Origin of the sequence: Corynebacterium sp. HMSC064E10, assembly GCF_001812505.1 — a bacterium.
In the GTDB taxonomy this organism is placed as follows: Bacteria; Actinomycetota; Actinomycetes; order Mycobacteriales; family Mycobacteriaceae; genus Corynebacterium; species Corynebacterium amycolatum.
Window position 1 is genome coordinate 609,271 of record NZ_KV809173.1, and the last position, 17,068, is coordinate 626,338.

Annotated in this window: 15 protein-coding genes; 7 read left to right on the forward strand and 8 right to left on the reverse strand. The window is 58.9% G+C overall.

What is annotated here, in order from left to right; all coding sequences use genetic code 11:
• Positions 1-29 precede the first annotated feature (29 nt).
• The 3 genes from HMPREF2860_RS04450 to dapD all read left to right on the forward strand — a co-directional run bounded on the left by HMPREF2860_RS04450 (position 30) and on the right by dapD (position 3,637).
• Complete coding sequence (locus tag HMPREF2860_RS04450; RefSeq protein ID WP_038628339.1) at positions 30-1,022, forward strand: 2,3,4,5-tetrahydropyridine-2,6-dicarboxylate N-succinyltransferase; 993 nt, start codon at positions 30-32, stop codon at positions 1,020-1,022.
• Between the two features lie 108 nt (positions 1,023-1,130).
• Positions 1,131-2,549 (forward strand): amino acid permease, encoded by a 1,419-nt coding sequence (locus tag HMPREF2860_RS04455; RefSeq protein ID WP_070628623.1) that lies wholly within the window; start codon positions 1,131-1,133, stop codon positions 2,547-2,549.
• Between the two features lie 116 nt (positions 2,550-2,665).
• Entirely contained in the window at positions 2,666-3,637 is a 972-nt protein-coding gene (gene dapD / locus HMPREF2860_RS04460; RefSeq protein ID WP_038628333.1) for a 2,3,4,5-tetrahydropyridine-2,6-dicarboxylate N-succinyltransferase, read from the forward strand.
• Here dapD and HMPREF2860_RS04465 read toward each other — a convergent pair.
• The 7 genes from HMPREF2860_RS04465 to typA all read right to left on the reverse strand — a co-directional run bounded on the left by HMPREF2860_RS04465 (position 3,630) and on the right by typA (position 12,030).
• A complete protein-coding gene (locus tag HMPREF2860_RS04465; protein ID WP_038628331.1) occupies positions 3,630-4,574 on the reverse strand; it encodes a pseudouridine synthase in 945 nt (314 codons plus the stop codon). The two genes, dapD and HMPREF2860_RS04465, sit on opposite strands and share 8 nt — an antisense overlap.
• An 89-nt stretch (positions 4,575-4,663) precedes the next feature.
• Complete coding sequence (gene dapC / locus HMPREF2860_RS04470; protein ID WP_038628328.1) at positions 4,664-5,791, reverse strand: succinyldiaminopimelate transaminase; 1,128 nt, start codon at positions 5,789-5,791, stop codon at positions 4,664-4,666.
• Between the two features lie 53 nt (positions 5,792-5,844).
• Complete coding sequence (gene fdxA / locus HMPREF2860_RS04475; RefSeq protein ID WP_005509435.1) at positions 5,845-6,168, reverse strand: ferredoxin; 324 nt, start codon at positions 6,166-6,168, stop codon at positions 5,845-5,847.
• A gap of 244 nt (positions 6,169-6,412) precedes the next feature.
• Positions 6,413-6,934: a hypothetical protein gene (locus HMPREF2860_RS04480; protein WP_038628324.1), complete on the reverse strand. Its 522-nt coding sequence runs from the start codon at positions 6,932-6,934 to the stop codon at positions 6,413-6,415.
• Entirely contained in the window at positions 6,927-7,880 is a 954-nt protein-coding gene (gene mshB, locus HMPREF2860_RS04485; RefSeq protein ID WP_038628321.1) for an N-acetyl-1-D-myo-inositol-2-amino-2-deoxy-alpha-D-glucopyranoside deacetylase, read from the reverse strand. Before mshB ends, HMPREF2860_RS04480 begins: the two co-directional genes overlap by 8 nt.
• An 8-nt stretch (positions 7,881-7,888) precedes the next feature.
• Positions 7,889-10,033: an ABC transporter family substrate-binding protein gene (locus HMPREF2860_RS04490; protein ID WP_038628319.1), complete on the reverse strand. Its 2,145-nt coding sequence runs from the start codon at positions 10,031-10,033 to the stop codon at positions 7,889-7,891.
• 83 nt (positions 10,034-10,116) lie between these two features.
• Positions 10,117-12,030: a translational GTPase TypA gene (typA, locus tag HMPREF2860_RS04495; RefSeq protein ID WP_038628316.1), complete on the reverse strand. Its 1,914-nt coding sequence runs from the start codon at positions 12,028-12,030 to the stop codon at positions 10,117-10,119.
• Positions 12,031-12,665: 635 nt separating this feature from the next.
• Between typA and HMPREF2860_RS04500 the strand changes: the two genes are divergently transcribed.
• The 4 genes from HMPREF2860_RS04500 (at position 12,666) to HMPREF2860_RS04515 (ending at position 15,346) form a co-directional block, all read left to right on the forward strand.
• The gene (locus HMPREF2860_RS04500) at positions 12,666-13,358 is read left to right on the forward strand and encodes an Rv1157c family protein (RefSeq protein ID WP_038628314.1); all 693 of its coding nucleotides are present in this window, start codon (positions 12,666-12,668) and stop codon (positions 13,356-13,358) included.
• Between the two features lie 96 nt (positions 13,359-13,454).
• Positions 13,455-14,099: a DUF402 domain-containing protein gene (locus tag HMPREF2860_RS04505; protein WP_070560623.1), complete on the forward strand. Its 645-nt coding sequence runs from the start codon at positions 13,455-13,457 to the stop codon at positions 14,097-14,099.
• Positions 14,100-14,129: 30 nt separating this feature from the next.
• Complete coding sequence (locus HMPREF2860_RS04510) at positions 14,130-14,741, forward strand: suppressor of fused domain protein (RefSeq protein WP_070560622.1); 612 nt, start codon at positions 14,130-14,132, stop codon at positions 14,739-14,741.
• A 107-nt stretch (positions 14,742-14,848) separates the two neighbouring features.
• On the forward strand, positions 14,849-15,346 hold the full coding sequence (locus HMPREF2860_RS04515) for a hypothetical protein (RefSeq protein WP_070628624.1): 498 nt from the start codon (positions 14,849-14,851) through the stop codon (positions 15,344-15,346).
• Between the two features lie 514 nt (positions 15,347-15,860).
• On the opposite strand, the gene HMPREF2860_RS04520 is transcribed toward HMPREF2860_RS04515, so the two are convergent.
• A complete protein-coding gene (locus HMPREF2860_RS04520; RefSeq protein WP_038628303.1) occupies positions 15,861-17,045 on the reverse strand; it encodes an acyl-CoA dehydrogenase family protein in 1,185 nt (394 codons plus the stop codon).
• Between the last annotated feature and the right edge of the window lie 23 nt (positions 17,046-17,068).

The window sequence follows — 17,068 nt, forward strand, 5'->3', positions numbered from 1 at the left end:
TCCTCTAAGGGATACTAATATTAAGAATCATGATTACATCTGGTGCTGTCGCTACGGGAATCGCCAACATCGCAATGGACGGTACAGTTCTCGATACTTGGTTTCCCGCACCTCAGTTAAGCGATGAGGTCGTAGAGTCGAGCACTCACCGGCTCGGCGCCGCTGATTTGACCCCACAGCTGCTTCGTCAGGTGATTTTGGACGAGGATCGCCGCGTGGAGCAGGTGGCAGTGCGCACGTCCATTGAGGATTTGTCCAAGCCGGCTGTCGACCCGCACGATGCCTACCTGCGCCTGCATTTGCTCTCCCACCGCCTGGTCAAGCCGCACCAGCTAAACACCAAGGGGCTCTACGAGCTGCTCCACGTCGTGGCGTGGACCAACAAGGGGCCATGCCTGCCGGACAACTTCGAGCAACTGCGTACCCACTTGCGCGTCCGCGGCCTGATTCACGTCTACGCCATCGACCGTATGCCGCGCATGGTCGACTATGTGCTGCCCGCAGGTGTCCGCATTGCAGAGGCCGAGCGCGTGCGGTTGGGCGCTTATCTGGCACCGGGTACGTCAGTACTGCGCGAGGGATTTGTCTCGCTGAACTCGGGCACTCTGGGCCCATGCAAGATTGAGGGACGTCTATCCTCCGGTGTTGTCATTGGCGCGCACACGAAGGTGGGGCTGTCGGCCTCCATCATTGCCGCTCACGACGATTCCGGTCAGCGTAAGCCGCTCACGGTTGGCGAGCGCTGCCACATCGATATCGCGGCCGGCACCGTCGGCGTCAGCCTCGGTAATGACTGCATTATTGACCGAAGCATCCTCATTGCCCCCGATACGCCCATCGATGTCCCCGCAGAGAACCGCCGTATTCAGGCATGGGAAATCTCCGGCCGCAACAATATGCACTTCTACCATCACCCGGACCACTCGGCGGTGTGCGTCCGCCGCACGGAACGCCCGGGCAATGACGAAGGTGCCGCTACTTTCACTCAGCTTGCCGACGTGCCGGATGAGCTGGCCGGATAACCTACTTTAGGTGTCTTGAAGGCACATTAATGGACCCCGAAACGGTGAATGGGGGTAAACCCGTAATACGGTTATTGCCCCTGTTATCAGCGAGGTAATGTTTGCGACATGACCGAATCGCAAATTACCTCCACCTCCGGCGAGACAACTCAGCTGGGCAAGGGGCTGCAGGTTCGACACCTGACCATGATGGGTCTTGGCTCCGCAATCGGTGCCGGTCTTTTCCTTGGTACGGGCGTCGGCATTAAGGCAGCTGGCCCGGGTGTTCTCATTTCCTACGTCATCGCTGGCTTCATTGTCGTCCTCGTCATGCAGATGCTCGGCGAGATGGCCGCTGCCCGCCCGACACCGGGTAGCTTCTCCACCTATGCTGAGATGGCCTTTGGTTCTTCGGCTGGCTTTGTCCTCGGTTGGCTCTACTGGTTCATGCTCATCATGGTGCTCGGTGCTGAAATCACCGGCGCCGGTGCCATCATGGGTGCGTGGTTCGGTATTCCGGGCTGGATTCCAGGCCTGATTTGTGTTGCCTTCTTCGCTGTAGTGAATTTGGCGAATGTGCGCGGTTTCGGCGAGTTTGAGTTCTGGTTCGCGTTCATCAAGGTCGCGGTGATTATCGCGTTCTTGGTTATTGGCGTCCTTCTTTTCTTCGGTCTGCTGCCAGGTACCAGCTTCGTCGGTACGACGCATATTGCCGAATCCGGATTCCTCCCGAATGGCGTTTCCGGCATTGCCGCTGGTCTGTTGGCTGTGGCCTTCGCCTTCGGCGGTATCGAGATTGTCACGATTGCCGCTGCTGAGGCCGAGGATCCGCAGCGCTCCATCGCTGCTGCTGTCCGCTCGGTAATCTTCCGCATCTCTGTGTTCTACCTGGGCTGCGTGACCGTCATCATCCTGCTGTTGCCGTACTCCCAGATCGACGGCGCTGACTCCGCAGCTGAGTCGCCGTTCACCCAGGTTCTAAAGCAGGCGAACATTCCAGGTGCGGTTGGCTTCATGGAGGCCATTATCGTTCTGGCGCTGCTGTCCGCATTCAACGCTCAGATTTACGCCACCTCTCGCCTGGTCTACTCGATGTCCACCCGCGGTGAGGCACCGCGCTTCTTCGCCCACACCAATGAGCACGCAGTTCCGAACCGTGCGGTCATCATGTCGATGGTCTTCGCCTTCGTCTCTGTTGGCCTGCAGGTTGTCTTCGACGGCTCGAGTGTCCTGGTCTTCCTGCTGAACGCTGTCGGCGGCTGCTTGCTGGTGATCTGGCTGGTCATTGCCCTGTCCGAGATTAAGCTGCGCCCGCAGATGGAGGCCAACAACGAGCTTTCCGTTCGCATGTGGGCCTACCCGGCACTGTCCTGGGTAGCGGTCATCCTGATCCTGGGCCTCGCTGTTGGCATGCTCACCGATTCTGGTGCTCGCCAGCAGGTTATCGCCGTAGTGTGTGTTACTGCGTTCCTTGCGGTGCTCGCTGCACTGACTAAGAAGAGCCGCACCGCGGCTCGCGAGGCCTTCGAGCCCAGCGATAGCAACTAGCCCATGACAACTAATCGCAGGGCCTAACCGCCCTGCTACCCCTATCCGAACACTTCCTTACTACACATTTGCGGAACACTTTTCATAGATAGGGATATGCCGGTAGCCTGTTTTCCATGAAATTTGGAGCACAAGCTACCGGCATTGCCACTTTTAACAACGATACTGTTCTCGACGTCTGGTTCCCCGCCCCCAAGCTCATCGAAGAGGGCACGGCAACCTCCACCACGACCGGAACCATTGACACCGACGCGCTCCCCGAAGATTTCACCTACCTCGCAGACCTGGCCGTAGCCGATGCGGACCGCGGTACCACACGCCGTCTGGTCACAGCTACCATCGCTTCACTCGATGACGCACCAGTCGACACCATCGATGCCTACCTGCGCCTCCATCTGCTCTCCCACCGCCTGGTTGTGCCCAACAGCATCAACCTGGACGGTATCTTCGGCAAGCTCAACAATGTGGCGTGGACCAATTTTGGCCCCTGTGCTGTCGAAGGCTTCGAGGTAACCCGAGCCAAGCTGTCACGCCGCGGGCCTGTCACCGTCTACTCCATCGATAAATTCCCCCGCATGGTCGACTACGTCACTCCCACCGGAGTCCGCATCGGTGACGCTGACCGCGTGCGCCTTGGAGCCCACCTCGCTGAGGGCACCACAGTTATGCACGAGGGCTTCGTCAACTTCAACGCAGGCACGCTTGGACACTCCATGGTGGAAGGCCGTATCTCCCAGGGCGTCATCGTCGACGACGGCTCCGATATCGGCGGTGGAGCGTCCATCATGGGCACACTATCCGGCGGAGGTAAGGAAGTTGTGTCCGTCGGCAAGCGATGCCTACTCGGTGCGAACGCTGGACTCGGCATCTCGCTCGGCGATGACTGCGTACTGGAAGCCGGGCTCTACATCACCGCCGGCACCAAGTGTCACGTTGCCCTGGACGGCGTGAAGAAGACGCTCAAGGCCCGCGAGCTTTCGGGCGGATCGAATATGCTCTTCCGCCGCAATTCACTCTCTGGTGCAGTCGAGGTTGTGCCGTGGGCTGCCGAAAAGGTGAAGCTCAGCGCCGAGCTGCACGCTAACTAACGGTGGTCGGCACGTCTGCCGGGGCCGAAATATTCCGCGCGCTCCGGTAGGCACATCGCTCACCAGTGACGGGGTCGATGAACGCCAATGCGGTCGCCGTCAGGCGCAACTGCGGCGTGTACCTTGGCGCGCTGCCCGCGCTTGCCGACGGCTCCTGCGTCCTAACCTCTCGGCCATACGTGTCCTCACCGAGAATGGGATAGCCTAGCCAGTCCATCGTCGCCCGCAGCTGATGTGTGCGGCCCGTATGGGGCTGTAGCCGCCAGTGCCCTACCTGCATGCGGCTGCCGCAATGCCCGCAACCACAGCCGACTGCATGCAGCGGAATGCTGGCGCTGGTCGCACCACCGCCACGGCTGCTCGCCAGCACATCGCCGATATCCGCCGCTACCGGACCTAGGAAGGTCACTGTTGTGTGTGCGAGCTTGAGCTTGGGATTCTTCGCAGCGGCGCGTGCGGGATCATTGGTCTCCACAACTTTTACTCCGTGCTCTGCCGGGTTGGGGTCGAGCAGGAGTGTGACTTCCCTGCTTTCTCCCGCATGCCAATCATCGGGCATCACGGTGAGGCATTCGTATTCTTTGGTGATTTCCTGGTTTTGGAAAAGCTGCTGGTAGCGCGCACGGGTAGCCGGATTCCGAGAGAGCAACAGGAGCCCGCTGGTCAGCAGGTCCAGGCGGTGAACGGCCACAATCTCCGATTCCCCGAGACTACGTCGCAGGCGCTCCTGCACGGTATTGGCCACGATGCGGCCATTGGGGGTCGCTGGCAGAAAAGGTGGCTTGTCTACGACCAAAAACTCATCAGTGTCGGCCACAATTGCCGGCTCAAAGGGGATGTACTCCTCGCGCTCGTGAGCGGCGGCATCGACTTGCGCTGCCTGACGGTTCTTCTCAAGTCCCCACCAGGCATCGCGATTGCCTGCGGCACGTCCCACGGCACACTCCCCTTTTTATGATTTGGTCTATGCCGATGTCGGCACCGTTTGCAGCATTCGGCCTACTCGGGCCAGCACATCTGGCCGAGCTAGCCGCGAATGCGCGCCGCGGCCACTTCGATATCGTCGAGCGTCGCTGTGAGCCCCACCCGCACGTGCTGTGCACCCTTGGGGCCGTAGAAGCTACCCGGCGCGACCAGGATGCCGCGTTCGGCCAGCCAATCAACCGTCTGCCAGCAGTCTTCCCCGCGAGTAACCCACAGATAGAGCCCGCCCTCGGAGTCATCGACACGAAAACCTGCGGCTACCAGTGCATCCCGCAGAATCTCACGGCGGTCACTGTAACGCTGCTTTTGTTCGGCCTCGTGGGAGTCGTCGTTAAGCGCGGCGATCGTGGCGTGCTGGATGGGTCCCGGCATCATCAGTCCCATGTGACGGCGCACGGAAACCAGCTCGGCAATAAGGTCCGCATCGCCGGCGAACCAGCCGGTGCGGTACGACGCCATGTTCGACGTCTTGGACAGTGAGTGGATAGCCAGCAGGTTGGTGAAATCACCGTCGCACACTCGCGGGTCGAGAATACTGACTGGCTGTTCAGTCCAACCGAGCCCCAGATAGCACTCGTCAGAGGCGACGATGACGTCCCGAGCACGAGCCCACTCAACCACCTTGCGCAGGTGTTCAACACCGAGGACCTTGCCGTTGGGGTTGCCCGGGGAATTGATGAACATCAGTGTCGGCGAGGCGGGGCCGATTTGCGTCAGCGAGTCCGCACGCAGCAGCTCAGCGCCTGCGATGCGAACGCCAACCTCGTAGGTGGGATATGCCAGCTCGGGGATGACGACGGTATGCCCCACGCCCACACCGAGGAGGAAAGGAAGCCAGCCAATCGCTTCCTTGGTACCGATGACCGGAAGCACATTGCCGCCGTTGACCGCTGACTCCAGTCCCGTCACGCCGTAACGCCGCGCCATCGCTGCAACAATCGCCGCGCGTAACTCAGGCGTGCCGACGGTCTGAGGATAACCCGGTGCGGCAGCGCCTTCGGAAAGGCCCTGCCGGATTATCGACGCGACTTCATCGACCGGTGTGCCGACCGAGAGATTCACCATGCCCTCTTCATGCGCAGCCACAGTGGCTTTCGCCCGCGTGAGAGAATCCCACGGAAACTGAGGCAAAAGAGAACCGGGAGTTACGCGCTTGCGGGCAGCTGACATGGGCGGTGATGAAATCCTTCCCGGGAAAGAAATAGGTTTAGTCCTCTGTGGCTTTAGTCTTCTGCCTGTGGCGGCAGAGCTGCCACGAATGGCACATCGAAGTCCTGGGGGCCGAGCTTGGCGGCACCGCCTGGGGAACCCAGCTCATCGAACCAGTCGACATTGGCATCGATGAATTCAACCCACTCATCCGGAACATCGTCCTCATAGAAGATGGCCTCGACTGGGCAGACCGGTTCACAAGCGCCACAGTCCACGCACTCATCAGGATGAATGTAGAGCATGCGCTTGCCCTCGTAAATGCAGTCAACCGGGCACTCCTCGACACAGGCACGGTCGAGGACGTCAACACATGGCTGGGCAATGATGTAAGTCATGGTTTTAGGTTTAAGAACCTTTCTCACAAGATATGGGATGAGGCTTTCGCTATCTGTCGATTATGCCGTTCCAACGAGAAACAGAGCAAAATAGACAGAGCGGTATATTCAGATTGGAGTCTACACCCAACGTGGGTGTTGTTATCAACTAGCTCCAGAAAGATGCGCATTCATGCAGGCCTGCCCTGCATCAGTTCCCCACCGTCTCCTGCAGCATCGACTGCAGGTTCCGCTGCATTTTCCGTTAGAGTGCCCGCAGATGGCGCAGTGGCCAGGCACCGCCCAGCACACCGCAAACAAGCAGCAGAACTGTTCGCAACCACTGCCCTATTGCCAAATCACCACCGAAGGGCAGCACTGCCCACAGCAAAATGCCTGCAAAGCCCAGCACCCAGATGACAGTCGGAATCGCAGCTTTAGAACGATCACGAGTCCACAGCAACGCTGTATTGGTGATAACCAGATTGGCAATATAGGCCAACGGAATAGTCCACGGCAACGGAATAGCAACCGAGCCGATGGTAATCCACGCTCCGAGGAAAACTACCTCAATCACCAGCGTTGCCAGCGCAGCCAGCGACAGCCAGACCAGCGCTACCGTGGCTTCCCCCTGATGGAAGTTCTCGCGTGGCTGCGAACGTTCCGGATCGCCCCAATAGCGCTCATCTCCAAACGTGCGCTTTTCAATACTCAAGCGCTCGTTTTTCAACTTTCCGCCAGCAGCGTTAATCAAGTCTTCGCTTTCGTGAGGTTGAAAGTCACTCATCGTCCGCACTCCCCTCCGCCGCCAGATCCACGCCCGGTACCGACTCGACGCTCGCTACCGGCTCCGACAGTAATCGGATATTCACCAGCTCCCCTAGCGCTTCCATGGACGCAGCGGTCGCCGTACCAAAACGGTATGCCTCAGTCGGCGTCACCGGTTGACACAGCAAATTGGAAAACGCCCAGACGGCTCGCGCACGACCAGAGCCATCGGTCTGCCCATAGACAGCATCCGGATTGACCTCGCTGACGGAACCATCGGCGAACCACACCTGCGTCGCATGCGCGCGCATGGCCTCAACCTTGGCAGCCACAGCGGCGTCATCCAGCTGAACCTCGAAATGGCCAGTCACGGTGGCGAAGTCGTCGATATCGCACGACTGCCAGCTCTCCGGTACCACGGTAATGGCATCCAGCCCCGCCGCCATTGCCTCACGATCGGTGACCGCCCACAGCGTCGGAAAGCGATTTCCGCACGCCGCGACAGTGATATCGTGCGCACGAATGTGGTCCGGATGCCCATAGCCACCATCAGCATCGTAGGTAATGACCAGGTCTGGCTGCAGCTCATCGAGGATGGTGCGAAGCTGGGCGACCGCCTCATCACCTGAGTTCACGAACGCACGGGGATGCTCATTGCCCTTGTCACCGGCCATACCGGAGTCACGCCAACGCCCGGCACCACCGAGGAACCGCGGCGCATTTTCTGGAGCATTGGCCCCAAGCGCACGCAGCGCCGAGCGCAACTCGGCGACGCGGAAACCGCCCAACTGGTCGGCTTCATCAGCAACTAGCCCCTGGTACGGCGCGCCGATGACCTCTCCCAGCTCGCCCATCGTGCAGGTCACTACGCTTACCGACGCTCCGGACCGCGCGGCAGCCGCAATCAAACCACCTGTCCAAATGGACTCGTCATCTGGATGTGCGTGAACAAAAAGTAACTTCACGGACTTTCTTACTTCCCCTTGTTCTCCTGGTCGACGTTATCGCGGCCATCTTGGTTCTGCCCCGAACCGTCCTGCTCTGTATCTTCGCGCGGATCATCTCCCGGCTGAGAATTCTCAGACGATTCTCGAGCCCCACTCTGTGTCGAGACACGGCGAACCTCGCCCAGAACACCGAGGCGGCCCAACACTGGGTCATCGGTCCACTGCGAAGAGTCCCTCCTCCCGGTAATTGTAATTTCCGGGCTGACCACCGTCAGCAAGCCGTCTTTCACCAAGGTCAGCTCGATACTGTGGCCAGCAATGATATCGGCGAGTTCAGCGGGCAACGCAGAACTGTCGGGAGCGAGCAGTTCATCAATCTGTGGGTCACAAAGACCGGAGAGATTCTCGCTCCGAGCAGCCGATTTCGGAGCAACTGGTACTCCATTTAGGTCAGCCGGCTCCGCTGAGGTAGAAGATTTGGACTGCTCAGATGGTGTTGTCCCGTCCGACGAGCCCTGCTCTTCAGCACTCTTTTCCCGATCTCTACTTGGCGCAGGCTTTGTCGAACTGTCGACACGCTCAGAATCAGACTCGGACTCAGACTCAGCAGCCGACTCTGCGCCCGCTTCGTCCAGGTCCTTCGGCGGCAGCGAGCTGACCGAGCCTTCCGTACACGTATAGCGTTCCCGGGCCGCCTGGACAGAATTGGGCTGCTCTGCCCATGCCACCACGGCATCGACAGTTCCGTAGGGCAACGAAGACCGCAGCATGTCCGCTGGAGAATACGAAACAACGGTGGCGGGGATACCAGCTGCAGTCAACTGGTCAGCGACCGCAAAAGCCGCAGCGCGTGCCGCTATACCGTCGCTAATGATGCCAATTCGTAGCGGATTGTCCTCAGTAAAACCAGCCTGTGGTGTCTCGGATCGCTCCTGGTCACCACCGTCACCAGAACCACCCGCAATTCGGCGGCCGGTGGCCACCTCTGAGACCTCTGCAACGTTGATGCTGCTCAGAATGGCCCGGCGGACGGACTCGTCGGCAAGCCTGTTCGACGCGAGATTGGTACTGAAAACCAGTTCCCGGTTTGGCTCATGGAAAAACTCAGCAACACCGGGGACCAGACCATACGTCAGCTCAGATGTCTCCGTAGGACGGACCTGCACAGCCTGGATCTGCTTCGAACGCAGTTGCTCCGCACCATCGATGGCACTACGCATGGCACGCAGCGTAATAATCTCCGAGGCCGCTGGCTGCTCACCCCAGTATCGGTCATTTCGAACCAGCCGAATAATGTTGCGGCCGACATCCATCGACTCGACGGTGTACTGCCCACCGGAAGCCGGGAAACGACTGGCCAGCCCTTCGGAAAAACCATCAGTGTTCGACCGCATCAGATGCGCTGGCAAGAGATGCGCAAACAGGCGCTGCCAATGCGTAATCGGCTGAGTGAACGTCACGTCAATCTGATGGCCCCCGTCAGAGACATCAATGGATTTAATCAGCTCATAGGTCGCTGTATCCAACGATCCTGGAGTGGACGTGACTTGGGTATGCAGATAGCGGAAGTCCTCGCCGCTAATCGGCGTGCCATCGCTCCACTGCGCCCCCTTTCGAATGCGGTAGCGGACATGCTCTGCCGCTACCGTCGGATCCGTGATGTCAACATCGGCTGCTTTCCAGCCTCCAGCTCCATTACTGGTGTCGCCGTCTTTGCTGTCATCGTTCCTGATGACCTGCACGGAATCCAATAAATCGGAGTTGAGCAGCCACTGGGGAGCACCTGCCAAACGGGCATTGGCAGCGTTATCCACCACTCCGGGAGCTTGCGCGGAGGCAGTAGCGTCACCAGCCTCGCCCTCAACTGGCGCGGGGGTGAAAACACTGGGCAGTGTCAGTCGCGCTACCAGGCTGGTCACTGGGGAGACGTCGGCAAGCAAATGCGGATTGAAGCCTTCGACAAACTCGTCGACACCGACCGTGACTTCACGCATCTTTTTAGCCTGGTCAGCGGTGTCTTCCTGCTGTACCGGCACTTCCTGCTGCCCGGGCACAGTCGGAGCGTCGGACGGGCGAGCCATGCACGAGGACGCCAAAGCCGCCGTCACGCAGAGTGTCGATGCTACGAAAAATCGACGAGAAGCTGCGTGACGACGGCTGCGAATAAACATATTCACGAGATTACTCGACACCTGGCCGAGTCAGTTACCCCGAGACTGGTTTTCCAGGTCGCCCAGTCCCCTAGTAACCCGAATTACTTCTTATTCATTGCCTTCGCGCGAGAACGGGCGCGAGCGCGATCGGTGGCGCTGAGGATCTGCTTGCGTACGCGAATGCCCTCCGGGGTGACCTCAACACACTCGTCAGCGCCACAGAACTCCATAGCCTCATCGAGGGAGAGCTTGTGAGCCTTCTCCAGGGTCACGGTCGCATCAGCCGAGGCTGCGCGCATATTCGTCAGCTTCTTTTCCTTGGTGATGTTGATGTCCATGTCCTCATCACGCGGATTCTGGCCAACGACCATGCCCTCATAGGCCTGGTCACCCGGCTCGACGAAGAAAGTACCGCGGTCAGAAAGCTGGATCAGCGCGTAAGCGGTGATCTGGCCGGTACGGTCAGCCACCAGCGAACCAGTCGGGCGGTCCTTAATCTCGCCTGCCCACTCGCCATAACCTGCCGAGTAGTGGTTGGCGATACCGGTGCCCTTGGTCTCCGTCATGAAAGTGGTGCGGAAGCCAATCAGACCGCGGGACGGAATGAGGAACTCCATGCGCACCCAACCGGTGCCCTGGTTACCCATCTGTTCCATGCGTCCCTTACGAGCCGCCATCAGCTGGGTGACCGCACCCAGGTGCTCTTCTGGAACATCGATGGTCAAGTGCTCGTACGGCTCTTCAACCTTGCCATCGACGGTCTTGGTCACAACCTGCGGCTTACCGACGGTCAGCTCAAAGCCTTCACGGCGCATGGTTTCAACCAGGACGGACAGCGCCATTTCACCACGGCCCTGCACCTCCCAGGCATCCGGGCGTTCGGTCGGCAGCACGCGCAGCGAGACGTTACCGATCAGCTCCTGGTCCAGGCGGGCCTTGACCATACGAGCGGTCAGCTTATCGCCACCACCCTGGCCTGCCAGTGGCGAGGTGTTCACACCGATCGTCATGGAGATTGCCGGCTCATCGACCAGAATGCGTGGCAGCGGATCCGGGTGCTCAGCATCACAGAGAGAGTCACCGATCATGACCTCATCGATACCGGAGATAGCAGCGATGTCACCTGCAATGGCCTCTTCAGCAGGAACACGGGTCACACCGACGGTACGCAACAGCTCCGCGACCTTCGCGTTCTTGATGTGCTCATTGCCATCAGAGTCATAGTGAATCCACGAAATCTGCTGTCCCTTGCGGATACGGCCCTTGTGAATACGAATCAGGCCAATTCGACCAAGGAAGGAGCTGGAGTCCAGGTTAGTAACCTGCGCCTGCAGCGGGGCATCAATCTCAGCGGACGGCTCCGGGAGCACCTCGGTGATGACGTCGAACAGCGGCTGCAGGTTCTCAGACTCCGGCAAGTTGCCGTTACCCGGGTTCTCCGTCGAAGCCTTACCGGCACGACCGGAAGCATAGAGAACCGGCAGCTCAAGGTTGCGCTCTGCGACCTCAGCAGCTTCCGGGTCTTCCAGGGTAGAGGCTAGCTCTAGCAGCAGATCCTGGGCTTCCTCAACAACCTCGTCGATACGCGCATCTGGACGGTCGGTCTTGTTGACCACAATGATGACTGGCATGGACGCAGCCAGGGCCTTGCCCAGCACGAAGCGAGTCTGTGGCAACGGACCTTCGGAAGAGTCAATCAGCAGCACGACGCCGTCAACCATGGACAGCGCTCGCTCCACCTCACCACCGAAGTCGGCGTGGCCAGGGGTGTCAATGACGTTGATGATGAGATCTTCGCCGTTCTTGCCCTCACCTTTTCGGCGAATAGCGGTGTTCTTCGCCAAGATGGTGATGCCCTTTTCCTTTTCAAGGTCACCAGAGTCCATCACTCGGTCTGCAACTTCTTCGTGGTCGCTGAAAACGCCGGACTGCTCCAGCATGGCGTTCACGAGAGTGGTCTTGCCATGGTCGACGTGCGCGACAATGGCGACATTACGGAACTCGGTATCGCTCACAGGCGGATAGCTCCTAACAAGCTAAGAGGACTAAAAGAAAAAGATACGGCCTTGCCCTAAAGGACTGTCTTTGCGACTGTCTTTAACGCCCCGCATCAACGCGTAATAAAGCGTTCTACAGTGTACTCCTTCTTAATGGCCCTGCACATCTGGCAGAGCTTCTCGCAACCCCGAGCACCTATCCGTCATGCAAAGTGGCATTGCCGCGCCGCCCCTAGGCATAAATTACCCCCTTGCTGCACCCCCGCTTTACCGACAGCCATAACGGCATATCCACCCACACCACAACGCTTCACGACGGCAATCTCTCAGCCCACCATGTGATAGATGTGACCAAATGCCATAGTTGTAACCCCACGGGATGAGACTTGACTCCACCCGCTTACACGCTGCGAAACGCCATTAACCTCATAAGCATGCAGTGTGCCTCAATTGTCACAATCATCTCTTTCTACACCTTTATCCACTCTGATTGACTTGCGACACGCGGGAACCCGTGCGTTAATCTCCTGAGAAGATTCTGAACATTTCTTTTTCAAATCTTTCCAATTCACGTTGGAGTCGTTCTAAGATGAGCAACGATTCCGAAATTTTGATTCCGACTCCAATAGCCCACGAATGAGAGGTACTTCACCGTGGTTTCGACTGGACGCTCCTTCCTTCGCCGTGCCGCAGCGACCTTGGGTGCAGCTGCAATTCTCACTGCGGGCATGACTCCCGCCGCTTCTGCTTCCCCCTCGCTGGACTCCCTGAACATCGCTTCGCCGGATCTTTACGGCAACGCGCGCGACATCATTAACTCCCCAGGCGTTCCTGAGGAAATTTCAAGCGCGCTGAACAAGGGAATTGACTTCCTGACTGGTGAGGGCGACGGCGAGCCGGGCTTCAAGGTTCCGGAAGGCGCCCCGAAGACCAACCAGTTCCTGCTGCCGACCGTGGCTGACAAGTGCATCGGTGGCGAAAGCCGCTCCATCGGTATGGCCACCTCCGTTCCGGGTCCGGCTGACCTGCCGCTGCCTGGCGTTCCGGAGAACCAGCTTGGCTTCGTCTTCACTGGCCTGGGCACCAAGCAGCTGGCTAAGGAACAGAACACCGAGATGAACGTCTACTGGGTCAACGTTGCCAACGGCAAGTACGGCAAGACCACCCTGCAGAACAACGGTATTAACGCCGAGGAGGGCCCGGGCGCTGTCAACGGCACCGCTGACACGGGCAAGGGCTTGGTCATCGCTGTCATGCAGGGCGGTATCACCACTCAGGAAGAGCCTGGTCCGACCAACTGCAGCTACACCCCGACCGCCGGTGTCTTCCCGGTCGGCCTGAACTAAGTTTTTCTAGTTCTCCCCTAGCCCTTTTTGCATCACGTATGCAGAAAGGGCTTTTCTATGCCCAAAAAGGCAGCACCCACACGTTAAGGTATTCGCATGTCCACTTCACCGGCCACTTCGGCTTCGACCGCGGCAGCTCCTGCACTCTCCCCGATTCACTCGAGTCAGGACACACATCCTCCAAAAGTCGAGACCTTTGACCTACGTGAAATGGTGAACACCGACCCCAAGGGCTTTCAGCGCAAAGTCGACGAGTTTCGAACTCTCACGCCCAGCCGCCTCTATATGCGCCGTGGGATGGATCATCCAAAGTTTGGATATCTTGAGTCATTCCTGCTTGCCGACGAGGGGTTGCGCATCAGCATTTATCACTTCCGCCCGGGCGTGAAGGTGGAACACCAACGCTACGTCGATATTGTCAGCATCGACCGGACTGATCCGCAGTGCTGGCGTATGACCGATTTGTATCTCGACATCCTGCAGGCACCGACCGCCCCTGCGGCCATAGCTCCCCTACCTGTCGATGCGGCCACACAGATTCGAGTTGAAGATGTCGACGAGCTCGTCGCGGCCCACACTCAGGGACTGATTAGCGATGAACTCACCGAACTCGCTATCGAGACCACGCTGACTGCACGCGCCGCAATCGCTGCACACGGTGACAACATTGATGCGTGGATGCAGACTTTGAACCTCGAAGCGACGTGGGCTGACGCTGTTGAGCTTTCGCCTGCAGCCTAGAACTACCACCTCAACAAAGGAGTACCGTTCGTGTTCGACAACTTAACCGGCCCCATCCCTCCCGCCGGCCCTGATGGCAATGCGATTATCAAAGCCGTCCGAGCAGCATTTACCTCCTACTTTGAAGAGTCCAACCCCGGCGAAGCCCAGCTGACCTTCCTCGGCTCTGCTCCGCTGAAGATGCTGCGCTTCGGACCTGACACAGGCCGGATTGTCACCTACGCAACACTCGGTTGCAGTGCCGAGACAATGCAAGATCCGTCCGCAATGGTGGTGGACACCAACTCTGGTCCGCGTGCCGAGCTCATCTTGCCTATTCGTGGTGGTCTGGACGAAGTCATCCGCCCGCTGGGTATTCTTGCCGCTTCCCCAAGCATCGAAGGCCTCATCCTCACCGAGGGTGCACTTATCGACTTCGGCCAGCCACTGTGGGATCAATCGCGCTTCACCGGTTTTGTGCTGCTCAAGGCAGAAATCCCGCCGGTCGTGGTAGAGGAAACCGAAGTCACGATCTTCCAGCCAGTCCCGGCCACAACCAACGAATTTGCCCTTGCTCGCGCTAAGGGCGTTGACGAACTGCGTCGCGTGTGGGAAACCCAAGGTGTCGACTTCACCGACCCGTACCGCACCAGCGCTGTATAAAAGTTAGCTTTTTCGACGGTTGCCGATTATCTGCTCGTCGGCAAGCGATAAGTGCAACCTAGCAGTGACGTTTCGCGCCGAGACAGCGTGGTTTAGAGTGTGGAGTTATGGCAGTCAATTCGGCTAAAGACGTTCCTTACCATGCGGCGCAGTCCTTTAGGTGGTGGCGGCTGGCGGTATATTCTTACGTCCCGGCGCTACTCCTCACCGTGGTCAGTTCCCTATTGAAATGGGATGCGACTGTTACGGAAGCGGCGAAGGCCAACAACATCGAGATTTCTGCTGCTCAGACCAGCTTGGCTGTGAGCTTCGCGTTTGCGATTATCGCGCAGACGGCAACGGCGATTGCGTGCTGGTGGCTTGCTGGCAAACTCCTTGAAGGATCGACTGCAGCGCGCACGGTGCTGTCCGTGACAGCGGCAGTTTTTGTCATTAATGCATCAATGACTCTGGTCGGAACGATTTCCCAGTTGCGCTCCGGAGACTCATCGGTGCTCGGTTTGATTACAGCTGGCCTGCTGATTGTTGCCTCTATCATCGCCGCAACTGCAACCGTCCAGTCCTACCGTGGCGAGCGAAACCAGAAGTTCTTTGTGACGACGTAGGCAGCTCTTAGTGACTCGGCGGCTTCGCGGATGAGAGCAGCGCTGTTGGCAACCACAACCCAGCTTTCGCCCCTGACCTCCAACCCACTCTGGCAATCGTTGTAGCTACCTGTGCTTGGTTGGCGAAATGAGGGTGTGATTAGCGAGGCTGATGCGTGCGGCTGCTGGCGAGCTGGTGGATGGTGTGGTGCCGGACTCGTGCGGGACGGCCGAAAACCTGGGGTTAAGAGACAAACCTAACCCCGGCCACACGCCGACCGGACATGCTTCTTGCTACTTATCCCAAAAACTTACGGGCTGCAAATGTGAAACTGTGCGAGTTTATGACATTTTGAAGCCGTTTTTCGGGCCATTTTTGTCATAGACGCAGTCAGTAACTCGCATTGGCTCGCGGTCGCCAAACATAAACGCAGTCAGTAACTCGCATTGGGGTTAATAGACAAATTCTGGGTGATGTGGTGGCGTGAAAAAAGCCCCCGCCTTGATAGCGAGGGCTTAGCGTTTGCACTGGTGACTAGCGCTTCTGAGCGTCTGCGAGAATCTGGCGACCTGCGACCATGCGGCAAATCTGGTTGGTGCCCTCGTAGATCTGGGTGATCTTGGCGTCACGCATCATGCGCTCAACCGGGAAGTCACGGGTGAAGCCGTAACCACCGAGCAGCTGCACAGCGTCAGTGGTGACCTGCATAGCAACGTCGGAGGCGAAAGCCTTGGCGTTTGCGGCCATCATGCCCAGGCGAGCGCCGCCCTCAGCAGTGCCACGCTCAGCGTTAGCGGCTGCGGTGTAGACCATGAGACGAGCAGCGTCAATCTTCATACGCATGTCAGCCAGCATGAACTGGGTGTTCTGGAAAGCAGCAATCGGCTTGCCGAACTGCTGACGCTCCTGCACGTAACCAACGGCGTAGTCGTAAGCACCCTGCGCAATACCCAGTGCCTGTGCACCAATGGTCGGGCGGGTGTGGTCCAGGGTCTCCAGGGCGGTCTTGAAACCAGTGCCCTCTTCACCGATGATGCGGTCAGCCGGGATACGGCAGTTTTCGAAGTACAGCTCCGCGGTCGGGGAGCCCTTGATGCCCAGCTTGTGCTCCAGGCCACCGACGCGGAAGCCCTCGTCGTCCTTGTGAACCATGAATGCGGAGATGCCGTTGGCACCCTTCTCCGGGTCGGTGACAGCCATGACGGTGTACCAAGTGGAGCGGCCACCGTTGGTGATGAAGCACTTGGAGCCGTTGAGGACCCACTCATCGCCCTCACGGACAGCGCGGGTCTTCATGGACCCGGCATCCGAACCAGCCTCGCGCTCAGTCAGCGCGTAGGAAGCCATTTCACCGTTGGCGATGTCCGGCAGGACCTTGCTCTTCAGCTCGTCGGAGCCCTTGAGGATCAGGCCCATGGTGCCCAGCTTGTTCACAGCCGGGATAAGGGAGGACGAGCCACAGACGCGAGCAACTTCCTCAATGACGATGCAGGCCGCAACCGAGTCCGCACCCTGACCACCGAACTGCTCCGGCACGTGGACGGCGTTGAAGCCAGCCTCGTTGAGAGCCTTCAGGGCCTCCTCCGGGAAACGCTCATTCTCATCGACGTCCGCTGCGTACGGAGCAATCTGCTTCTCCGCCAGATCACGGATAACGGCGCGGAGCTCCTGGTGCTCCTCTGGCAGCTGGAACAGGTCGAATCCTGGGGTCAAAGCCATGTGGGTGTTCCTCCCGATTTAAT

Excerpts from the sequence above, each read along its gene's own strand:
- HMPREF2860_RS04450 (WP_038628339.1), top strand. The coding sequence starts at position 30 with ATGATTACATCTGGTGCTGTCGCTACGGGAATCGCCAACATCGCAATG.
- HMPREF2860_RS04455 (WP_070628623.1), top strand. The coding sequence starts at position 1,131 with ATGACCGAATCGCAAATTACCTCCACCTCCGGCGAGACAACTCAGCTG.
- dapD (WP_038628333.1), top strand. The coding sequence starts at position 2,666 with ATGAAATTTGGAGCACAAGCTACCGGCATTGCCACTTTTAACAACGAT.
- dapC (WP_038628328.1), bottom strand. The coding sequence starts at position 5,791 with ATGTCAGCTGCCCGCAAGCGCGTAACTCCCGGTTCTCTTTTGCCTCAG.
- fdxA (WP_005509435.1), bottom strand. The coding sequence starts at position 6,168 with ATGACTTACATCATTGCCCAGCCATGTGTTGACGTCCTCGACCGTGCC.
- HMPREF2860_RS04480 (WP_038628324.1), bottom strand. The coding sequence starts at position 6,934 with ATGAGTGACTTTCAACCTCACGAAAGCGAAGACTTGATTAACGCTGCT.
- HMPREF2860_RS04490 (WP_038628319.1), bottom strand. The coding sequence starts at position 10,033 with ATGTTTATTCGCAGCCGTCGTCACGCAGCTTCTCGTCGATTTTTCGTA.
- HMPREF2860_RS04505 (WP_070560623.1), top strand. The coding sequence starts at position 13,455 with ATGTCCACTTCACCGGCCACTTCGGCTTCGACCGCGGCAGCTCCTGCA.
- HMPREF2860_RS04515 (WP_070628624.1), top strand. The coding sequence starts at position 14,849 with ATGGCAGTCAATTCGGCTAAAGACGTTCCTTACCATGCGGCGCAGTCC.
- HMPREF2860_RS04520 (WP_038628303.1), bottom strand. The coding sequence starts at position 17,045 with ATGGCTTTGACCCCAGGATTCGACCTGTTCCAGCTGCCAGAGGAGCAC.